This is a genomic window from Streptomyces niphimycinicus (assembly GCF_018883605.1).
In the GTDB taxonomy this organism is placed as follows: Bacteria; Actinomycetota; Actinomycetes; order Streptomycetales; family Streptomycetaceae; genus Streptomyces; species Streptomyces niphimycinicus.
On record NZ_JAHLEM010000095.1, the window covers coordinates 1 to 18,415 of the forward strand.

At 70.7% G+C, this 18,415-nt stretch carries 21 protein-coding genes and 1 pseudogene; 10 read left to right on the top strand and 12 right to left on the bottom strand.

The window, feature by feature from the left end:
- From KN815_RS11290 to KN815_RS11300, 3 genes and pseudogenes are all read left to right on the top strand, one after another.
- A pseudogene (locus tag KN815_RS11290) lies at positions 1-502 on the top strand (glycoside hydrolase family 3 protein); the annotation flags it as partial.
- Positions 503-551: 49 nt separating this feature from the next.
- Positions 552-1,622 carry an SIS domain-containing protein gene (locus KN815_RS11295; protein WP_216341646.1) on the top strand — a complete coding sequence of 357 codons (1,071 nt, stop codon included), beginning with the start codon at positions 552-554 and terminating at the stop codon, positions 1,620-1,622.
- A 386-nt stretch (positions 1,623-2,008) separates the two neighbouring features.
- Positions 2,009-3,478 carry a sensor histidine kinase gene (locus KN815_RS11300; RefSeq protein ID WP_216341647.1) on the top strand — a complete coding sequence of 490 codons (1,470 nt, stop codon included), beginning with the start codon at positions 2,009-2,011 and terminating at the stop codon, positions 3,476-3,478.
- A 181-nt stretch (positions 3,479-3,659) separates the two neighbouring features.
- Here KN815_RS11300 and KN815_RS11305 read toward each other — a convergent pair whose 3' ends face one another.
- Both KN815_RS11305 and KN815_RS11310 read right to left on the bottom strand, forming a co-directional pair.
- Positions 3,660-3,917, bottom strand: a complete 258-nt coding sequence (locus KN815_RS11305; protein ID WP_014054815.1) for a WhiB family transcriptional regulator — start codon at positions 3,915-3,917, stop codon at positions 3,660-3,662.
- Positions 3,918-4,234: 317 nt separating this feature from the next.
- Positions 4,235-5,203, bottom strand: coding sequence for a diacylglycerol/lipid kinase family protein (locus KN815_RS11310; RefSeq protein ID WP_093464575.1), 969 nt, complete (start codon positions 5,201-5,203; stop codon positions 4,235-4,237).
- An 80-nt stretch (positions 5,204-5,283) separates the two neighbouring features.
- On the opposite strand from KN815_RS11310, the gene KN815_RS11315 reads away from it, so the two are divergent.
- Complete coding sequence (locus KN815_RS11315; protein ID WP_216341648.1) at positions 5,284-5,823, top strand: hypothetical protein; 540 nt, start codon at positions 5,284-5,286, stop codon at positions 5,821-5,823.
- A 174-nt stretch (positions 5,824-5,997) separates the two neighbouring features.
- Here KN815_RS11315 and KN815_RS11320 read toward each other — a convergent pair whose 3' ends face one another.
- From KN815_RS11320 to KN815_RS11335, 4 genes are all read right to left on the bottom strand, one after another.
- Complete coding sequence (locus KN815_RS11320; protein ID WP_372458320.1) at positions 5,998-6,903, bottom strand: RNA polymerase sigma factor SigF; 906 nt, start codon at positions 6,901-6,903, stop codon at positions 5,998-6,000.
- Between the two features lie 17 nt (positions 6,904-6,920).
- Entirely contained in the window at positions 6,921-7,334 is a 414-nt protein-coding gene (locus KN815_RS11325) for an ATP-binding protein (protein ID WP_014054819.1), read from the bottom strand.
- A 246-nt stretch (positions 7,335-7,580) separates the two neighbouring features.
- A complete protein-coding gene (locus tag KN815_RS11330; protein WP_216341649.1) occupies positions 7,581-8,126 on the bottom strand; it encodes a GNAT family N-acetyltransferase in 546 nt (181 codons plus the stop codon).
- A gap of 95 nt (positions 8,127-8,221) precedes the next feature.
- On the bottom strand, positions 8,222-8,482 hold the full coding sequence (locus KN815_RS11335) for a UBP-type zinc finger domain-containing protein (protein WP_216341650.1): 261 nt from the start codon (positions 8,480-8,482) through the stop codon (positions 8,222-8,224).
- A gap of 77 nt (positions 8,483-8,559) precedes the next feature.
- Between KN815_RS11335 and KN815_RS11340 the strand changes: the two genes are divergently transcribed.
- Entirely contained in the window at positions 8,560-10,170 is a 1,611-nt protein-coding gene (locus tag KN815_RS11340; RefSeq protein ID WP_216341651.1) for a Na+/H+ antiporter, read from the top strand.
- Between the two features lie 263 nt (positions 10,171-10,433).
- Here the strand turns inward: KN815_RS11340 and KN815_RS11345 are convergent, their stop codons facing one another.
- Positions 10,434-11,024 carry a peptidoglycan recognition protein family protein gene (locus KN815_RS11345; protein WP_216341652.1) on the bottom strand — a complete coding sequence of 197 codons (591 nt, stop codon included), beginning with the start codon at positions 11,022-11,024 and terminating at the stop codon, positions 10,434-10,436.
- Between the two features lie 170 nt (positions 11,025-11,194).
- Here KN815_RS11345 and KN815_RS11350 point away from each other — a divergent pair, with 170 nt between their 5' ends.
- The 3 genes from KN815_RS11350 (at position 11,195) to KN815_RS11360 (ending at position 13,248) form a co-directional block, all read left to right on the top strand.
- Positions 11,195-12,106 (top strand): glutaminase, encoded by a 912-nt coding sequence (locus KN815_RS11350; protein WP_216341653.1) that lies wholly within the window; start codon positions 11,195-11,197, stop codon positions 12,104-12,106.
- Positions 12,107-12,232: 126 nt separating this feature from the next.
- A complete protein-coding gene (locus tag KN815_RS11355; protein WP_216341654.1) occupies positions 12,233-12,457 on the top strand; it encodes a hypothetical protein in 225 nt (74 codons plus the stop codon).
- Complete coding sequence (locus KN815_RS11360; RefSeq protein WP_216341655.1) at positions 12,454-13,248, top strand: helix-turn-helix domain-containing protein; 795 nt, start codon at positions 12,454-12,456, stop codon at positions 13,246-13,248. Before KN815_RS11355 ends, KN815_RS11360 begins: the two co-directional genes overlap by 4 nt.
- Here KN815_RS11360 and KN815_RS11365 read toward each other — a convergent pair.
- The 3 genes from KN815_RS11365 to KN815_RS11375 all read right to left on the bottom strand — a co-directional run bounded on the left by KN815_RS11365 (position 13,237) and on the right by KN815_RS11375 (position 15,514).
- A complete protein-coding gene (locus KN815_RS11365) occupies positions 13,237-13,632 on the bottom strand; it encodes a VOC family protein (protein WP_216341656.1) in 396 nt (131 codons plus the stop codon). The genes KN815_RS11360 and KN815_RS11365 overlap by 12 nt on opposite strands.
- Before the next feature lie 76 nt (positions 13,633-13,708).
- Positions 13,709-14,647, bottom strand: coding sequence for a beta-ketoacyl-ACP synthase III (locus tag KN815_RS11370; protein WP_216341657.1), 939 nt, complete (start codon positions 14,645-14,647; stop codon positions 13,709-13,711).
- A gap of 207 nt (positions 14,648-14,854) precedes the next feature.
- Entirely contained in the window at positions 14,855-15,514 is a 660-nt protein-coding gene (locus KN815_RS11375) for an HAD family acid phosphatase (protein ID WP_216341658.1), read from the bottom strand.
- A gap of 265 nt (positions 15,515-15,779) precedes the next feature.
- On the opposite strand from KN815_RS11375, the gene KN815_RS11380 reads away from it, so the two are divergent.
- Positions 15,780-16,172 carry an STAS domain-containing protein gene (locus KN815_RS11380; RefSeq protein WP_216341659.1) on the top strand — a complete coding sequence of 131 codons (393 nt, stop codon included), beginning with the start codon at positions 15,780-15,782 and terminating at the stop codon, positions 16,170-16,172.
- Between the two features lie 228 nt (positions 16,173-16,400).
- Positions 16,401-16,976, top strand: coding sequence for an STAS domain-containing protein (locus KN815_RS11385; protein WP_216341660.1), 576 nt, complete (start codon positions 16,401-16,403; stop codon positions 16,974-16,976).
- Here KN815_RS11385 and KN815_RS11390 read toward each other — a convergent pair.
- Positions 16,973-17,173, bottom strand: coding sequence for a hypothetical protein (locus KN815_RS11390; protein ID WP_216341661.1), 201 nt, complete (start codon positions 17,171-17,173; stop codon positions 16,973-16,975). The two genes, KN815_RS11385 and KN815_RS11390, sit on opposite strands and share 4 nt — an antisense overlap.
- 293 nt (positions 17,174-17,466) lie before the next feature.
- Positions 17,467-18,132, bottom strand: coding sequence for a snapalysin (gene snpA, locus KN815_RS11395; RefSeq protein ID WP_216341662.1), 666 nt, complete (start codon positions 18,130-18,132; stop codon positions 17,467-17,469).
- Between the last annotated feature and the right edge of the window lie 283 nt (positions 18,133-18,415).

Genomic DNA, 18,415 nt, shown 5'->3' on the forward strand with positions numbered 1-18,415 from the left:
GCCCGCCGCGGGGGTGGGGCTCGCCGCCGCGCGCCGCGCGCTCAGAGTCACCCCGGCCGGGCTGTCGTACGAGCCGGTGACCGGGCCCGCCTACGTCGCCGCCTTCACCCCGGTCGCCAACATCGCCGTCGGCGAGGAGACCCCCTGGGGCGTCGGCGCCGAACTGGCCCGGCTGCGCCCCGGCACCCAGGCCGCCACCTACGGGCGGCTGGACGCCGACGCCCAGGGCGTCCCCGCGCTGATCGAAAATATGCTCGACACCGCGGCGGACCGTAGGATCGTCGCTGTGGTCCGCGATGTCCACCGGCACCCCTGGATGGCCGACGCGCTGGACGCCCTGCTCGCCGCCCGGCCGGAGACGGTCGTCGTCGAGATGGGAGTGCCCCAGGCGCCGCCCGCCGGAGCCCTGCACATCGCGACCCACGGCGCCGCCCGGGTGTGTGGACGGGCGGCGGCCGAGGTGATCGCCGGCATCGGCGCCGGTGACCACCGCGGGGACTGATCCCAGCCCCTCAGCACAGCCGGCACAGAGCCACCTGGAGGCACCCAGCATGTCCGCCACGACGACGGCCCAGCGCAGCGACCAGCCGGGCCGGATCATGTCCGGCGAGATGGCCGAGCAGCCCGCCGTGCTGCGCCGCATCCTCGACCAGGGCGCCCCGCGAATCCGCGAGATCGCGGAGCGCATCGCCGCCCGCAACCCACGCTTCGTCCTCCTCACCGCCCGGGGCACCTCCGACAACGCCGCGCTGTACGCCAAGTACCTGCTCGAGGTGCTGCTCGGCAAGCCGTGCGGGCTGACCTCCATGTCCACCACCACCGCGTACGGCGCCCAGCCGGATCTCACCGACGTCCTGGTGATCACCGTCAGCCAGTCCGGCGGCTCCCCGGACCTGGTCGCCTCCACCGAGGCCGCCCGCGCGGCCGGTGCGATCACCCTCGCGGTCACCAACAACGCCGACTCGCCGCTCGCGGCCGTCTCCGAATTCCATATCGACGTCCTGGCCGGGCCGGAGAAGGCGCTGCCCGCGACCAAGACCTACACCGCCGAACTCCTCGCCCTCTACCTCTTCGTGGAGGGGCTGCGCGGCGGCGACGGCGCGGCCGCCAAGGTGCTGCCCGACCTCGCCCAGCAGATCCTCGACCGCCAGGACGAGGTCCGGCAGCTCGCGGCGCGCTACCGCTTCGCCGAGCGGATGGTCCTCACCTCCCGGGGCTACGGCTATCCGACCGCCAAGGAAGCCGCCCTGAAGCTGATGGAGACCAGCTACATCCCGGCGCTCTCCTACTCCGGCGCCGATCTGCTGCACGGTCCGCTCGCCATGGTCGACAACATCTCGCCGGTGATCGCGATCGTCACCGAGGGCAAGGGCGGCCAGGCGCTCCAGCCGGTCCTGGAGCGGCTGCGCGGCCGGGGCGCCGACCTGGTCGTCATCGGCAGCGCGTCGGAGGTGGAGCGGGCCTCGGCGGGGTTCGCCCTGCCGACGGACGGGGTCGCCGAGGAGCTCCAGCCGATCCTGGAGATCCTCCCGCTCCAGATGCTGGCGTACGAGGTGACGATCGCGCGCGGCCAGGACCCGGACGCGCCGCGGGCGCTGGCGAAGGTGACGGAGACCCGCTGAGGCGTACGGCTTGGGATGCCGAAAAGGCTCCCGCGGCCTTCGAGGAGGCGCGGGAGCCTGAGTACGACGGGTGCGCGGGAGCCTTGAGTGCGAGAGGTGCGCGGGAGCCTTGAGTACGACGCGTGGGACACCCGCGGGCCGCGGCGCCAGGGCGGGACCCTCAACCCACCCGGCACCGCAGCCCGGAGTTGCATCGGCCGAGCGGCCGACCTGAGGACCCCGGGCGGTCAGGGCAGAGCGCTCCGGGCCCCTCGATCCGCCCTCCTGTGCGGGGAGAGCGGAAGATCGCAGTGCTCGATATTCTGGACTAGACCACTGCTGTCTGTCCATGCTTATGCGCGAATAGGCTAATCCCCCGGTGAGGGTAGGCTCACAATGTGCCCTCCATGAACGACCTCGTCCGCCAGCACACCGCACTCGACGACTCCGACCTCGAGTGGCTCCATCTGCTGGTCTCGGAGTGGCAGCTCCTCTCCGACCTCTCCTTCGCCGATCTTGTGCTGTGGGTCCCCACCAGCGACGGCACCCGGTATGTCTCGGTGGCCCAGATGCGGCCGAACACCGGGCCCACCTCCTACCAGGACGACATGGTCGGCCATCTCGTCCCCCGCGGCCGCCGCCCCATGCTCGACGCGGCGCTCGACGAGGGCCGGATCGTGCGGGAGGGCGACCCCGAGTGGCGCGAGGAGGTGCCGGTCCGGGTGGAGTCCATCCCGGTCCGCCGGGAGAGCCGGGTCCTCGGGGTGATCGCGCGGAACACCAATCTGCTGACCGTACGGACCCCCAGCCGGCTGGAGCTCACCTATCTCCAGAGCGCGTCCGACCTCGCCCAGATGATCGCCGCCGGATCGTTTCCGTTCCCCAATCAGCAGGTCGACATGGACGCGTCACCGCGTGCGGGCGACGGGCTGATCCGGCTCGACGCGGACGGAGTGGTCCAGTACGCGAGCCCCAACGCGCTCTCCGCCTACCACCGCCTGGGGCTCGCCGCCGATCTCGTCGGCCACCATCTGGGCAAGACCACCGCCGAACTCGCACCGGTGCGCGGCCCGGTGGACGAGGCGCTGGTCAAGCTGGCCAGCGGCTGGGCGCCCCGGGAGTTCGAGGTCGAGGGCGGCGACGGGGTCATCCAGTTGCGGGCCATTCCGCTCAAGCCCAAGGGGCTGCACATCGGCTCGCTGGTGCTGCTGCGGGACGTCACCGAACTGCGCCGCCGCGAGCGCGAGTTGCTCACCAAGGACGCCACCATCCGGGAGATCCACCACCGGGTGAAGAACAACCTCCAGACGGTGGCCGCCCTGTTGCGGCTCCAGGCCCGCCGGATGGATTCGGCGCAGGGGCGGGAGGCGCTCAACGAGGCAGTGCGCAGGGTCGGCTCGATCGCGATCGTCCATGAGACCCTCTCCCAGAACCTCGATGAGCGGGTCGAGTTCGACGACATAGCCGACCGGGTGCTGGCCATGGTGGCCGAGATATCGCCCGGAAAGGTGACCGGCCGCCGCACCGGACGCTTCGGCATTCTCGAGGCCGAGGTCGCCACCCCGCTGTCCATGGTCCTGACCGAAGTGCTCCAGAACGCGCTGGAGCATGGCTTCGGACCGGGGGAGCAGGGCACGGTCGAGGTCACGGCGGTGCGCGGTGGCAGCGGTGAGGAGAGCCGGCTGGTGGTGACCGTCCAGGACGACGGGCGCGGGCTGCCCGAGGGCTTCGACCCCCAGCGGGCCGGAAACCTGGGCCTGCAAATCGTCCGCACCCTGGTGGAGGGGGAGCTGGGCGGGACGTTCGACATGGTGCCCGCCCCGGAGCGGGGCACCCGTGTGGTGCTGGACTTCCCGGTGCGTGCCGAGAAGCACTGAGGTTTTGTGCCGGGTGCGGTACTGAGGCGTCGGCCACACTTCCGCAACTGGCTTACGGGCATGGCCCCGTACCCGGAAAGCACTGAGCCCCGGACCCATCCGGTCCGGGGCTCAAAGCTCAAATTGCTGTGCGCATCGGGGGTACTACGCGCTGCGGCTCGGGGGCCACGGGGTGCGGGCTTCAGGCGCTGGCGTTGCGTGCCCGGTTGCGAGCGGCACGGCGCTTCATGGCGCGGCGCTCGTCTTCGCTCATTCCACCCCAGACGCCGGAGTCCTGGCCGGACTCAAGCGCCCACTGCAGGCACTGCTCCATGACGGGGCAGCGGCGGCAGACGGCCTTGGCTTCCTCGATCTGCAGCAGCGCAGGACCGGTGTTGCCGATGGGGAAGAACAGCTCGGGGTCTTCCTCGCGGCAAACGGCGTTGTGACGCCAGTCCATGGCTGCTCCATCTCCTCGTATTGCGGGCTCGTTGCTTGTGAATGTGAACGCTTTCACGAATCCCCCCGCAAGGGTAGGGACGCCAACCAGTTGGGGCTGGTTCAGTCCCGTGGAATGAGGAGGGGGTTCGGGCTCTCAAGGGGGCCTTCTGGAGGCCGTCCCGATCGCCAAGAAGAGACTCGCAAACCTCGGCGGCGGATACAACCCCTTCCGGAAAGTTTTTTTTGATTCCTTGGTGTCGACTCGGTCACAGCCGTACTTCCGGTGGGTGGAGGCCAGCCTAAACGTTCGAGTGGAAGGACTTTTTGCGCTCTCACTCACACAATCACACGCAGTGCACGGCGTACGCCTGTGAACGTCACGCTCGTACGCAGTCCCAGATGGTCGCCGTCCATCTGGAACGGCAGTGGCGCCTGGGATTGCAAGGTGAAGTCCTCCACGTCGTGGAGCCCCACCACATGCTTGCCGCGAGGGCCGCGCTCGGGCGTCGACATCAGCAGTTGGGTGGCGTAGCGAGTCACCGCAGAGGTCGACAGTTTGGTGAGTCCCAGCACGTCGAGGGCGGTGTCGAAGGACGCCTGGGGTGACGCGTAGACCGGGCGATTGCCCAGAAAGGTCCACGGGGAGGTGTTGCAGACTATCGACAGCGCCAGCCCCTCGACCGGGTCCTGGCCCGGCCGCCGAATCGTGATGGCGCCCTGCCGCCGATGCGGCTCCCCGATGAACTGCCGCACCATCTGCCGTATATAGAGCGCGTGGGTGGACCGCTTGCCGCGCTCGCGCTGCTGCTCGACCCGGCCGATGACGCTCGCGTCGAAGCCGAGCCCGGCGCAGAAGGTGAACCAGCGGGCCGGGACCGACTCGTCAGGAGTGCCGGGGGTGCCGGCCGCGAGTCCGAGGCCCACGGTGCGCTCGGTGCCGTCCCGCAGCGCGTCCAGCAGGGCGCCGGTGGCCTCGACGGCGTCATTGGGCAGCCCGAGCGCGCGGGCGAAGACATTGGTGGAGCCGCCCGGGACGACCGCGAGCCGGGGCAGTTCGCGCGGGGCGGGGCCGTGGTGGAGCAGTCCGTTGACGACCTCGTTGACGGTGCCGTCGCCGCCCAGGGCCACGACCAGTTCATGCGTGCCGCCGTCGACCGCCCGCCGCGCCAGATCGCGCGCATGCCCCCGGTACTCGGTGGTCACCACGTCCAGCTTCAGATCGCTGGCGAGCGCGTGGAACAGCACATCCCGAGTGCGGGCACTGGTGGTGGTTGCTGCCGGGTTGACCACAAGGAGCGCGCGCATGCGCGCCAGCCTACCTATCCGGGACGACCGGTCCGAGGGGGGTAGGGCCCGGGCGGCCCGGGGGCGGCTACGCTGCTGGGGTGAGCAGTAAGAAGTCCGCTACCGCGAAGAAGGCACAGAGGGCCACGGCGCGGAAGGCGAGCGAGCGGAAGGCCGCGTCTCGGCCGGAGGCCGGAGCCGGAGCCGCCAAGGCGACCGGCGCCGTTGTCGCTGACGCCGCGCCCACCGGGCCCCGCCCCACCCGGCTGACCGTCGCCGCGGCGCTGGCCGCCGCGGAGGGCGTGGTGCTGCTGGGCTTCGGCGTCTACGTACTGATCATGGGGCTGGCCGGAGACCCGGAGAGCCCCCAGCAGGCGGAGATGCTCGGGGTCACCGTGGTCGCGCTGGCCCTGCTGCCGCTGCTGGCGGCCCGTGGGCTGTGGCTGCGCCGCCGCTGGAGCCGCGGCCCCGCGATGATCACTCAGCTCATGGCGCTGCCGGTGGCCTGGACGCTGATGCAGAACGGCGGCGCGCTGATCGCCGCCGGGGTGGTCACCGCCATCGCGGCCCTCGCCGTCCTGGCGCTGCTGATCAACCCGACGGCGACCGAAGCGCTTGGCATCGGCCCGCGCGACGCCTAGCCGGTTTCACCCTCGAGCATGTCCTACGGGCCTTGGCGCCTGCGGCGGGCTGCTCCCCGCCCCAGCCCCGCCGTCCAGCCCCTCCGGCGATTGAGGAGCGGGGTCTGGGGCGGAGCCCCAGTTGTGGGAAGGGGCGGGGAGGGGAGCAGCCCGCCGGGCACCCCGTAGCGCTCGCTACTCCTCGACCAGCAACTTGTCGCGCAACTGCGCGAGCGTGCGGGCCAGCAGCCGGGAGACATGCATCTGGGAGATGCCGACCTCCTGCGCGATCTGCGACTGCGTCATATTGCCGAAGAAGCGCAGCAGCAGGATCTTCTTCTCGCGCGGCGGCAGATCCTCCAGCAGCGGTTTGAGCGATTCGCGGTACTCGACGCCCTCCAGCGCCTCGTCCTCCGCGCCGAGGGTGTCGGCGACCGCCGGGGACTCGTCGTCCGTATCCGGTACGTCAAGGGACAGGGTGCTGTAGGCATTGGCGGACTCCAGCCCCTCCAGCACCTCCTCCTCGGAGATGGACAGATGCTGGGCCAGCTCATGGACGGTCGGGGCGCGGCCATGGCGCTGGGAGAGCTCCGCGGTGGCCGTGGTCAGCGACAGCCGCAGCTCCTGAAGCCGGCGCGGCACCCGCACCGCCCAGCCCTTGTCGCGGAAGTGGCGCTTGATCTCGCCGACGACCGTGGGTGTCGCATAGGTCGAGAACTCCACCCCGCGGTCCGGATCGAACCGGTCCACGGATTTGATGAGCCCGATGGTGGCGACCTGGGTGAGGTCGTCCAGCGGCTCACCGCGGTTGCGGAAGCGCCGGGCCAGATGCTCCACCAACGGCAGATGCATACGCACGAGGTTGTTGCGCAGCTCGGCCCGCTCGGTGGAGCCTTCCGGCAGCCCGCGCAGCTCGAGGAACATCGCCCGCGCGCCGCTCCGGTCATGTGGATCGTGCTGCTGATGCACCTGTTCGTGCTGATCCATGTGGTCCGCCCGCTCTGGTCGGTCTCCTGCCGCCTCCGAGTCCGCGGGATGCGGCCGGGCCGGCGGGTGCGGGATGGCCGGGGTACCCACTCCCCGCGATGATGCAGTGCTCACGGAGCCCCCTTTTTCCGTCACGGCTGTCCGGGGCCGGCGCCGCGCTCCTTGTACAGGCTGATGCTGACCGTTCGGTCCTCGGCCACGGTCGAGTCCACCTTGCCCGCCAGTGCGGAGAGCACCGTCCAGGCGAAGGTGTCGCGCTCGGGGGCGCGGCCGTCGGTGGTGGGAGCCGAGACGGTGACCTGAAGTGCGTCGTCGATCAAGCGGAAGACGCAGCTCAGCACACTGCCGGACACGGCTTGCTGAAGCAGGATCGCGCATGCCTCATCCACGGCGATACGCAGATCCTCGATTTCGTCGAGGGTGAAGTCCAAGCGGGCTGCGAGGCCGGCGGTCGCCGTACGCAGCACCGACAGATAGGCACCCGCAGCGGGCAGCCGGACTTCCACGAAGTCCTGGGTCCCGGGCTCGCCTGCGATCTGGGACACCCTCACCTCCAAGGTGACACAAGCTGATTGAGCTGAGCTGATTGGAGCGTCGGCCCCGAACCCTTATGGTGGAGGGTGGACGGACCGGCGCTGTATGTACTTTGGCTGCGACGCTATCGCGATCTGCGGTTCGGTGTCGCCCGGACGAAGCACGGCCCCCATCACGGGTGAACCCGGGCCCACAGAGTCGCGATATCACTCATAGTAAGCACATGAGTACGCAGCGTGGCTAGAGGTCTTGCGGTCTCAATTCGAAAGAGATGTCGCCTCACTCAGGGAATCGCTGGTCACGGCGGTGCCCATGGCCTGAGCGGCCAGCTCTCGCAGGGGCTCTCCCGAGAGCCTGCGCACCGTCCATCCATCCATCGGCTCCGCGCCGAGCGCGGCGTAGAAGCCGATCGCGGGCTCGTTCCAGTCGAGCACCGACCATTCGAAACGGGCATAGCCCCGCTCCACGCAGATCCGCGCCAGCTCGGCGAGCAGCGCCTTGCCGTGGCCGCCGCCGCGGGCCCGCGCGGTGACGTACAGATCCTCCAGATACACGCCATGGGTGCCTGTCCAGGTGGAGAAGTTACGGAACCAGAGGGCGAACCCCACCGGCCCGCCGGGCTCTCCGGCGCCGCCGGTCTCCTCGGCGATCAGCGCGAACACCGCGGGATGCGCCCCGAAGAGCGCCTCGCGCAACTGCCCCTCGGTCGCCTTCGCCTCCCGCGGAGCCCGCTCGTAGTCCGCCAGCTCGCGGATCATCGCATGGATCGCCGGAACGTCGGACGGCCTCGCTGATCGGATCATGTGGTGAAGGCTAGCTGCCCGGACCGACAAACGCGGAGGTCGATCTCCCACAATGCGCGGAAAACGCCAAGACCAGGACGTTCGCGGAGCCGGAGCTACACGATGAGCTGATCCACATAGCACCAGTGCCACTCCTCGCCCTCCTCGAAGCTGCGCATCACCGGATGGCCGGTCTCCTCGAAGTGCCGGGTGGCGTGCTGGTACGGCGAGGAGTCGCAACAGCCCACGTGGCCGCAGACCAGACACTTCCGAAGCTGGACGGGATGGCTGCCGACCGCCAGGCATTCGGGACAGGTCTCGGACCGCGGCTCCGGCTCGGGGCGCGGTAGTGCGGGAACATGCAGGCACTCGCTCATGATTGCCAGACTAAAACGCCGCATGGGCGGATCACATGGACGACCGTCGGCACGGCCGGCGGGGACGGGGTCGGTCGATGGACGTATTGCCGTTGTTGATGCTGGTCGCGGGCAGCGCGGTGGTTGCCGGCGCGGCCCGCAGGACCCCGGTGCCGGCGCCGCTGCTGCTGGTCCTGGTCGGGCTCGTCGGCTCGTACGTCCCGGGGGTGCCCGACTACACCCTGGACCCGCATATCGTGCTGCCCCTGGTGCTGCCGCCGCTGCTGCACAGCGCCGCGCTGGACAGCTCGTATCTGGATCTGCGCGCCAATCTGCGGCCGATCGCGCTGCTCTCGGTCGGGTATGTGCTCTTCGCCACCGTCGCGGTCGGCGTGGTCGCCCATCTGCTGATCCCGGGGCTGCCGCTGACCGCCGCGCTGGTGCTGGGCGCGGTGATCGCGCCGCCGGACGCCGTGGCCGCCACCGCCATCGCCCGCCGGATCGGGCTGCCCTCCCGGCTCACCACACTCCTCCAGGGCGAGTCGCTGTTCAACGACGCGACCGCGATCACCGCATACCGGGTGGCGGTGGCCGCCGCCGTGGGGGAGGGCGTGAGCTGGACCGAGGGGGTGCGGGAGTTCGCCTTCGCGGCGGTCGGCGGCGTCGTGGTCGGTCTGATCCTCATGGTGCCGCTGCACTGGCTGCGCATCCGGCTGCGGGACCCCCTGCTCCAGAACACCCTCTCGCTGCTCATCCCCTTCGTCGCCTACGCCGTCGCCGAGCAGTTCGGGGCGTCGGGTGTGCTGGCCGTCGTGGTGGTCGGGCTCTACCTCGGACACCACTCCTGGCAGGTCGACTTCGCCACCCGGCTCCAGGAGGCGGCGGTCTGGCGCATGATCGACTTCGTACTGGAGTCGGCGGTGTTCGCGCTGATCGGACTGCAACTGCGGGTCGTGGTGGGCGGCCTGGGGGAGTACAGCGCGGGCGAGGCAGCCTGGTACGCGGCCGTGGTCTTCCTGGCCGTGGTGGTCGCCCGCTACGTCTGGGTCTTCCCGTCGACCTTTGTGCCGCGGATGCTCTTCCCCGGCATTCGCGAGCGCGAGCCCGGCACCAACTGGACCGCGCCGGTCGTCGTCGGCTGGGCCGGGATGCGCGGGGTGGTCTCGCTGGCCATCGCCTTCTCGATCCCGCAGACCACCCACGGCGGGGAACCCTTCCCGGCCCGCAACCTGATCCTCTTCCTGACCTTCACGACCGTCATCGGCACCCTGGTGGTCCACGGGCTCACCCTGCCGTCCCTGATCCGGCTGCTCGGGCTGCCGGGCCGCGATCCACGGGCCGAGACGCTCGCCGAGGCACAGGCGCAGAACCAGGCGTCACTGGCGGCCGAGAGCCGCCTGGGGGAACTGCTCGACGATGAGCGCAACGCCCTGCCGCCGCCGCTCGCCGACCGGCTGCGCACTGTGCTGGAGCAGCGCCGCAACGCCGTATGGGAGCGGCTCGGGGCGGTCAACGAGGTGACCGGCGAATCGGCGGACGACACCTACCGGAGGCTGTCCCGGGAGATGATCGAGGCCGAGCGGAAGGTGTTCGTGGACCTGCGGGACGCGCGGCGGATCGACGAGGAGATGCTGCGGTCGCTGCTGCGCCGGCTGGATCTGGAGGAGGCGGCGCTCTATCGGGAGGGGGCCACGGAGGAGGGGGCCTGAGGGGCGGGCCGTCCGCGGGTGCCGCGGTGCCCGTACCTGGGCCTGTACCCGGGCCCGGGCCTGGGCCCGTACCTGGGCCCGGGCCCGGCGCCAGGGGGTGTCCGGCGGATTGTGGCGCCTGCGGCGGGCTGTTCCCCTACCCGCCCCTTCCCGCAACTGGGGCTCCGCCCCCAGACCCCGCTCCTCAAGTGCCGGAGGGCTGGAAAAGCGGGGTCCAGGGGCGAGGCCCTGCGGACGCGCCGGACATCCCGTAGGTGAGCGGCCTACTTGAGGCGCTCGTGGATCCGTTCGCGCATCGCCGCCATGGTGAAGCCGCGCGGATCCACCTTGCCCGGCTGCCATTCGAGGTGGCCGATCACCGAGCGCTCGGTCCAGCCGTGATGGCGGCATACGGCCGCCGCGGCCCGCGCGATCGCGTCGAGCTGGGCCTCGGGCCACGGGTCCTCGCCGTCGCCCAGGTTCTCGCATTCGAAGCCGTAGAAGGCGCGGTTGCCATCGGTGTTCGCCTCGTTGTCGGGCGGCAGGGCCCGCTCGGCGATCACCGCCCGCAGGACGTCGTCGTCGCCGAGACCGGCGTGGTTGGCGCGGCCGTAGCCGACCAGATGGACGCCGCCGTCCTTGGCGATCACGCCGTGGCACAGCGGGCCGGGCAGCCCCTCGAAGCCGTCCCGGCAGATCGCCACCGTCTCCTCGGTGCCGGAGGTGACGGTGTGGTGGATCATCACCCCGTGCACCGGGCCCCATGGGCCCTTGTGGTTTCTGTTGTGCTCCCGCCAGTCGCCGACCTGCGTCACCCGCACGCCCTCGTTCGTCAACGCCGCCAGGAAGTCCCCCGCGGACATGGGTGAGGCCATGACCGCCTCCGTTCTGGTCGCACGGCGGGCCCCGGTCGCGGTCCGCCTCGTTCACCCGCTTGCTTACCCATCGCACGCACATAAACACACGGGGTGATCAATGGTGGGGGGCGCGTTATCGTGCGAGCCGATGCATCCGTTCCACATCGCTCCGGGAGACACACCGCACCATGGACTACCAGGCAGTGCTGGACGAGGTCGCGGCCCATGTGAAGCCGCAGATCGGCCGGGGCCGGGTGGCGCAGTACATCCCGGCGCTCGCCTCGGTGGACGCGGACCGCTTCGGGATCGCCATCGCCGATGTCGACGGCCATGTCACCGGGGTCGGCGACTGGGAGCGGCCCTTCTCGGTGCAGTCCATCTCCAAGGCGTTCAGCCTCGCGCTCGTCCTGGCCGACGACGGCGAGAAGCTGTGGCGGCGGGTCGGCCGGGAGCCCTCGGGCAACCCCTTCAACTCCCTGGTGCAGCTCGAGTACGAGAACGGCATCCCGCGCAATCCGTTCATCAACGCCGGGGCGCTCGTCGTCACCGACCGGCTGCACACCCTTACCGGCGACGCCAGCACCACCATGCTGGACTTCCTGCGCGCCGAGAGCGGCAATCCGGACCTCGCCTTCGACCAGGAGGTCGCCGTCTCCGAGTCCGCCCATGGCGACCGTAATGCCGCCGTCGCCCACTTCATGGCGAGCTACGGCAACCTCCACAACCCGGTGCCCACCGTCCTGGAGCACTACTTCTGGCAGTGCTCGATCGAGATGAGCTGCCGCGATCTGGCGCTGGCCGGGGGCTTCCTGGCGCGCCACGGGCTGCGCGCGGACGGCTCGCGGCTGTTGTCGCAGAGCGAGGCGAAGCGGGTCAACGCGGTCATGCTCACCTGCGGTACGTACGACGCGGCGGGCGACTTCGCCTACCGCGTGGGGCTGCCCGGCAAGAGCGGTGTCGGCGGCGGCATCGTCGCGGTGGTTCCCGGCCGCTGCACGCTGTGCGTCTGGAGCCCCGGCCTCGACGCCCGCGGCAACTCGGTGGCCGGAGTGGCGGCCCTGGACCACTTCACCACGCTGACCGGCTGGTCCGTCTTCTAGCGGCGGAGGGCGTGGCGGCGGACGTGGCGGCGGGCGCGCGGGGGCGGGCGCTGCGGCGGAGGTGGCGCCCGGCCTGGCGTGGCGGGAGCATGGAGAGTAGTGGTGGTGAGCAGGAGGTGTACCGCCATGCAGCACGAGATGCGCGCCGAATACGAGGAGGGCAGCTCCGGGCGGGTCGCGGGCGCGCCCGTCAAGATCTGGCACATGGTCCGCGGGAACGGAACGACCGCGATGTGCGGGCGGGAGCTGGACCCGGACGCCGAGACCCAGGCCGCCGATCTGTGGGCCACGGGTGACTCGGGGCCCTTCTGTCACTCGTGCGGTGCGATGTATCTGCGCGAGGTCCCTTGAGCGAGTACCGGGAGCGAAGGGCGCTGATCGGCCGCGGCGCCGCGGTGTGGACGCGTACGGCCGGCACCGGGCCGCAGCGGGTGCTCCCGGACGGCTGCACGGATCTGATCTGGAGCGAGATCGGACCCGACGGCGAGCTGCTGGTCGCCGGGCCGGATACGCGTGCCCGCCTCGCCCCCGGCCCGCCCGGCACCCGCGCCGTGGGCCTGCGGTTCGCCCCGGGGCAGGGCCCCGCCGTGCTGGGCGTACCGGCGCATGAACTCCGCGATCAGCTCGTGCCGTTGGCCGCGCTCTGGCCGGGCGCCGAGGTCCGGCGGCTGACCGAGCAAATCGCCGACGCCGAGCAAATCGCCGAAGCCGAAGCCGAAGCCGAAGCCGACGCCGAAGCCGACGCCGTAGCCGAGCGGGCGGCGGCGCGGCAGGCCGCCCAGGGCCGCCTGCTGGAGGACGCCGCCCTGAGCCGCCTGCGGACGGCGGAACCGCCCGATCCGGTGCTCGCCGCGGTCGTCGCCGGGGTATCCCGCGGAACGGGCGTGGCCGGGATCGCCGCCGCCGTGGGGCTGGGGGAGCGGCAGTTGCACCGCCGCTCCCTCGCCGCGTTCGGCTACGGCCCCAAGACGCTGGGCCGGGTGCTGCGGCTGAACCGGGCCCTGGACCTGGCGCGCACCGGCGTCCCCTTCGCGGCGGTCGCGGCCACGGCGGGCTACGCCGACCAGGCGCATCTCGCCCGCGAGGTCAGGACCCTGACCGGCGTCCCGCTGGGCCGTCTGCTCCAGGGGTCAGGAGGGTAGCGGGGCGAACAGGTCCAGGCTGTTGCCGTCGGGGTCGAGGACCGTCGCGTAGCGCTGGCCCCACGGCGCGTCCCACGGCTCCTTCTTGCCGCGTACGCCCGACCCCACGAGGTCCTGGTAGGTCTTGTCCACCTCGGCCGGGCTGTCGCAGGCGAAGGCCAGCGCCACCTGGTGGGAGCCGCTCGGCGGCGTCCACTCCCGGTCGAAGGAGCGCACCGTCTCGACGGTGTCCCACATCAGCCGCACCCCGCCGGGCAGGGCGGCCTCGGCGTGCGGCTGGGCGTCGGCCTCGGCGGGGATGTCGAGGCCGAGGCGACGGTAGAAGGCGAGGGAGCCGGCCAGGTCGGCGACGACCAGGCCGATGGCGTTGAATCGTGCTGTCATACGGGCAGCGTAGGCAGCGCCCGGGCGGCCGGTCTTGAACGAATCGGACGTTGTGGTGGAGGCGGCCAGGACGCCGTCAGGGGCAGTGGATGACCTGGCCCGCGTACGACAGATTGCCGCCGAAGCCGAAGAGCAGCACCGGGGCGCCGGAGGCCACCTCCCCGCGCTCGACCAGCTTGGAGAGGGCGAGCGGAATGCTGGCCGCCGAGGTGTTGCCGGACTCCACCACATCGCGGGCGATCACCGCGTTGACCGCGCCCAGCTTGTGGGCGACGGGTTCGATGATCCGCAGATTGGCCTGGTGCAGCACGACCCCGGCCAGCTCCTCCGGGGAGATCCCGGCCCGTTCGCACACCTGCCGCGCGATCGGCGGCAGATGGGTGGTGGCCCAGCGGTAGACGGTCTGGCCCTCCTGCGCGAAGCGGGGCGGTGTGCCCTCGATGCGGACCGCGCCGCCCATCTCCGGGACCGAGCCCCACACCACCGGGCCGATGCCCGGCCGCTCGGCGGCCACCACCACGGCGGCGCCCGCGCCGTCGCCGGTCAGGACGCAGGTGGAACGGTCGGTCCAGTCGGTGGCCGCGGTGAACTTGTCGGCGCCGATCACCAGGGCCGCGGTGGCCGCCCCGGCCCGGATGGTGTGGTCGGCGGTGGCGAGCGCGTGGGTGAAACCGGCGCACACCACATTGAGGTCCATGGTGGCGGGGCAGCCGAGCCCCAGCCGGGCGGCGACCCGGGCCGCCATATTGGGGCTGCGGTCGATCGCCGTGCAGGTGGCGACGAGCACGAGGTCGATGTCGGAGGGGGCGAGACCGCTGTGGGCCAGCGCCTTGGCGGCGGCCGCCGCGGCCATCTCGTCGACCGTTTCGTCGGGGCGGGCGAGATGCCGGGTGCGGATGCCGACCCGGCTGCGGATCCACTCGTCGCTGGTGTCGACCATGGCCGCGAGGTCCTCGTTGCCGAGCACCTTCGCGGGCTGGTAGTGGCCGAGTGCCAGTACGTGTGAGCCGGTCATCGGTCATCCCCTTCGCCCAGTGCCGACGTATCCGCGCCGTTTGCGGAGATCTCGACGCACAGTCTGCGGTGTGTCCAGTCTTGAGCGGAGCAGACGTGCCGTGCGCTCGGTCTACTCACCAATCTTGGGCGCCAAGATCTGGAGTTTTCGACCTTTCCCCGGCGGGGGGTGATGGGCGGTGGCGGAAGGGGATGACCTGACCGCGGCTCAGGAAAGCTGACCGTCGTAGTCCGGGAGCTTGAAGGACTTCTCGGCGTGGCCGCCGCTGATGTCGGTGGCGCTGTTGCCGATGTTGGCGATGATCGTGTAGCCGTTCTTCTCGATCTCCGCCCGCTTGGCGGTCTTGTAGTCGGCCACGTTCTGGAAGAGATCCGGCAGGTGGCGTACGTACAGACCGGCGACCGAGTAGCCGACCTGCTCCAGGTTCCACTCGGTCGGCCAGGAGATGATGCCGGGCCGCGCGGTGACGAAGAAGATGGCCACGCCGCGCTCGTGCGCGTACTGGGAGAGCTTCAGGACCGGCTCGACGGGGTGCTGGGGGAGGGCGAAGCGGAAGTCCGTCTCCAGCGAGGTGTTGTCGATGTCCAGGACGATGGCCTGCTTCTGCCCCGAGGGGTTGGCTGTGCGCTCCTCGATGTAGGGGCGGGCCTGCTCGTCGATGATGGCGCGAACATCGCGCTGCCAGGTCTCGTAGTCGACCTTCTCGGCGGCGGTGGCGCTCGACGGCGCAGCCGTGGCCGCCGCGGTGGCGGTGGTGCCGGGGGTGGCGGCGGTCGCCGTGGTGGCCGTTCCGCCGACGCCGATGGCGAGGGCGACGACCACCGTCGTCATGCCGAGCCGCCGTGATCGCGCGCGTCCTGCTGTCATCGGTCACATCCTTCACTTCGAGGCGATTGCCGGATGGCATGCTCACGGCTCCCGGTGGACTTGAGAAGACCTCTGCTTTACCGGTGAGTAACAGTTCGCGGCCGAGGGGCCCTAATAGGCCAACGACACGTGCCGTGCCGTTCGTTGACTGGTCAGCCGGTAGATGGGTATGTCATCTACTGAAGGGCCGGCCTGGACCCCGGCGCTGACCGGCGTGACCGCGGGCTCCGGTGTCGCGCGCCTCCACCAGGTCAAGGAGGCTTGCATGTTCGATGATCGGCCCGCCTTCGGCGTCCGAGTCCACGCACTCGGCGGCGTCACCGTCGCCGAGATCGCGGGAGAGTTGGACATCTTCGCCGCGGGGCGGATCGTGGCTCGGCTCGATTCCCTCATCCAGGCACGGTGTCCGGATCTGGTCCTGGACCTACGGCCGGTGACCTTCCTGGACTGTGCCGGATTGTCGTTACTGTGCCGATTGCGCAATCGCGTGCTGGAGCGGGACGGGCGGCTGCGGCTCGTCATCGACGAACCGCGGTTTGTGCGGCTGCTGCGCTTGGTCCGGCTGGACGACGCGTTCGAGGTACTGGAGGATCTGACTCCGGCGATCGCGGGGGTGGCGGGTCCGGTGGCCGGAGGGGGCGGTGATGCCTTCGCCTAGGCCGTATCTGACCAAGTGTCAATAGTACGAACCGAAATTCACTCGGACGAGCGGTATTCACGGGCGGAATGCTGCGTCCCTACCTCTGTAACCGGGGGTCACCCCTTTACGCTCGCGAGACGTCGCCCAAGGACCCGGCGGATTCACACCCGATGCCCGACCCTGCCCGCTTCCGGGACCCTGACGAAGGTGAGAGGGGGCAGTGTGCCGTTCCGAGGGGATATCGCGATGACGCAGCAAGGCGCTCCCCGTGATGCGCCGGTGCCGCTGGAGCGCGGTGCCCAGAACGCCGCGCAGGGGCCCGCTGGGCCTGCTGGGCCCGCCGACCGGGATCCGGCCGCGCGGGCGTCCGCCGAGGGGGATTCCGCCGCTCAGGGTGATCCGGTCGCTCAGGGTGATCCGGTCGCTCGGGGCGATTCCGCCGCTCAGGACGGCGACGCCGCCGGCGTCACCACTCCGCGCGCCCGTACGCACCGGGTCGGCGGATACACCGTCGTGGAGCTCCACGGGGAGATCGACATCGCCGGGGTGGAAAGCGTCGGACCGGCGCTGGACGCGGCCACGGCCGGGGACGGGCCCGCGGTGATCGTGGACTTACGGCCGGCCGCCTTCTTCGACTGCTCGGGCCTGGGACTGCTGTGCCGGGCCCATCGACGTGTAGTGGAGCGGGCCGGGCGGATGCGGCTGGTCTGCGACAACGCGTTGATCCTGCGCACTCTGCGGGCGGGCCGGATGCTGGATGTGCTCCGCCCGGTCGCCACGCTGGACGAGGCGCTGCGCGAGGAGGAGCAGGGCAGGCCCTAGGTACGGCGGTCCTGGGGAGGCGTGACCTGTTGGCCCCGGTGCTGCCGCCGGCGATGGTGCGGCCGCCCGCCGGCATGGGAATCGTCGTGGCTCTCGGCGGACATGCGGTTGCCGTTCTGGACATTGGTCCGGTGGATCAGCAGTGCGCCCACCCCGATCAGCGCGAGGATGACGACCACGGTGATCAGGGTCTCCATGGTGCTCACTCCCTGTGGCCGGGCCCTGGGCTGGAGGGAATCCGGCCGGTCTGTGCGAAATGCTCCTGGTGTCTATACGGTACCTCCGGCCGGAGGCGGCGTCGCTTCCCGTGCGCTGCGTCCCTGTGCGTGCGGTGGATGGCCCCGTACGCGCCGACGACGGCCCCTGTGCACGCCGACGACGGCCCCTGTACACGCCGACCGCCCGCATCCGGCGTCGGGAACCGGGTGCGGGCGGTCAGGCCCTGATCCAGGGGATCAGTGGCTCTGCGGTTTCAGCGGGCTCAGCGGGCTCAGTGGGACTTGGCGAGCTGCTTCTCGAGCTTGGCCAGGCCATTGGCCCAGAGCTGGTTGACGCGGCTGATCTCGGCCTGGTCGGGCTGCGAGTTGGTGCAGGACGTGCCGGGGCCGCCACCGGACATCAGCTCGCTGCACGGGCCCTCGTAGTGGTCCGGCAGGCCCAGCACATGGCCGGTCTCGTGCGCGGTGACCCGGGTCGAGTCGTACTCCTGGTTCTGGGCGTAGTCCAGGAAGACATAGCCGCTGCCGTGGCCGTCGGTGCTCGCGTACGAGCCCCGGGGGTCGTTGCCCTCGCGGTAGCTGAAGTCCGCGTTGCTGCCCGCCTGGAGCTTCACGTTGCTCACCGAGGAGTTCCAGATCTGGGCGGAGCGGGAGATCTGCGACTGGAAGGTCGGGGCCTGGCTCGCGTCGTAGGTCACGGTGACGGCGGCCGTCGCGTTGCGCGCCTTGGCCTGCTTGGCCAGCGCCGACTTCATGACGGCCTTGATGAAGGCGTCGGTGTCGGCCTTCTCCTCGCCGCTCGCCGTGTAGCCGGCGGCCGCGGCGCTGCGCTGCGTCGTGGAGTGGTCGGGCGTGGCCGCGGAGGCGGGCACGGCGGACAGTGCGGCCGCCAGGCCGAGGCCGAGGGTCGCGGACAGCGCGAGCTTGGGGAGTGACATGTGGGGGGCTCCTCATCGTCCTCGGGCCCCGGTCGCCGTGTGGGGTGGCGGCCGGGGCCGTGGGATGAACTCTTGGCTGACGCCGAGTCTTGAGGAGATCGAGCCGTACGCGGAGATATCAACTGGTGATAGCACGAAGGCATATCCCCCGCCGGGCTCTCAAACCCTTGGCTGAGATGGCGGTTTGACGTCCCGTTGACCGGTGTTTGACCACCGATTGATCGATTCCGATATGGGTTGGAGTGGTTTCAGAGTCTGGTGTGACCGACAAGGGCGCAGATAT

Excerpts from the sequence above, each read along its gene's own strand:
- KN815_RS11295 (WP_216341646.1), top strand. The coding sequence starts at position 552 with ATGTCCGCCACGACGACGGCCCAGCGCAGCGACCAGCCGGGCCGGATC.
- KN815_RS11300 (WP_216341647.1), top strand. The coding sequence starts at position 2,009 with ATGAACGACCTCGTCCGCCAGCACACCGCACTCGACGACTCCGACCTC.
- KN815_RS11305 (WP_014054815.1), bottom strand. The coding sequence starts at position 3,917 with ATGGACTGGCGTCACAACGCCGTTTGCCGCGAGGAAGACCCCGAGCTG.
- KN815_RS11310 (WP_093464575.1), bottom strand. The coding sequence starts at position 5,203 with ATGCGCGCGCTCCTTGTGGTCAACCCGGCAGCAACCACCACCAGTGCC.
- KN815_RS11330 (WP_216341649.1), bottom strand. The coding sequence starts at position 8,126 with ATGATCCGATCAGCGAGGCCGTCCGACGTTCCGGCGATCCATGCGATG.
- KN815_RS11335 (WP_216341650.1), bottom strand. The coding sequence starts at position 8,482 with ATGAGCGAGTGCCTGCATGTTCCCGCACTACCGCGCCCCGAGCCGGAG.
- KN815_RS11340 (WP_216341651.1), top strand. The coding sequence starts at position 8,560 with ATGGACGTATTGCCGTTGTTGATGCTGGTCGCGGGCAGCGCGGTGGTT.
- KN815_RS11345 (WP_216341652.1), bottom strand. The coding sequence starts at position 11,024 with ATGGCCTCACCCATGTCCGCGGGGGACTTCCTGGCGGCGTTGACGAAC.
- KN815_RS11350 (WP_216341653.1), top strand. The coding sequence starts at position 11,195 with ATGGACTACCAGGCAGTGCTGGACGAGGTCGCGGCCCATGTGAAGCCG.
- KN815_RS11355 (WP_216341654.1), top strand. The coding sequence starts at position 12,233 with ATGCAGCACGAGATGCGCGCCGAATACGAGGAGGGCAGCTCCGGGCGG.
- KN815_RS11365 (WP_216341656.1), bottom strand. The coding sequence starts at position 13,632 with ATGACAGCACGATTCAACGCCATCGGCCTGGTCGTCGCCGACCTGGCC.
- KN815_RS11370 (WP_216341657.1), bottom strand. The coding sequence starts at position 14,647 with ATGACCGGCTCACACGTACTGGCACTCGGCCACTACCAGCCCGCGAAG.
- KN815_RS11375 (WP_216341658.1), bottom strand. The coding sequence starts at position 15,514 with ATGACAGCAGGACGCGCGCGATCACGGCGGCTCGGCATGACGACGGTG.
- KN815_RS11380 (WP_216341659.1), top strand. The coding sequence starts at position 15,780 with ATGTTCGATGATCGGCCCGCCTTCGGCGTCCGAGTCCACGCACTCGGC.
- KN815_RS11385 (WP_216341660.1), top strand. The coding sequence starts at position 16,401 with ATGACGCAGCAAGGCGCTCCCCGTGATGCGCCGGTGCCGCTGGAGCGC.
- KN815_RS11390 (WP_216341661.1), bottom strand. The coding sequence starts at position 17,173 with ATGGAGACCCTGATCACCGTGGTCGTCATCCTCGCGCTGATCGGGGTG.
- snpA (WP_216341662.1), bottom strand. The coding sequence starts at position 18,132 with ATGTCACTCCCCAAGCTCGCGCTGTCCGCGACCCTCGGCCTCGGCCTG.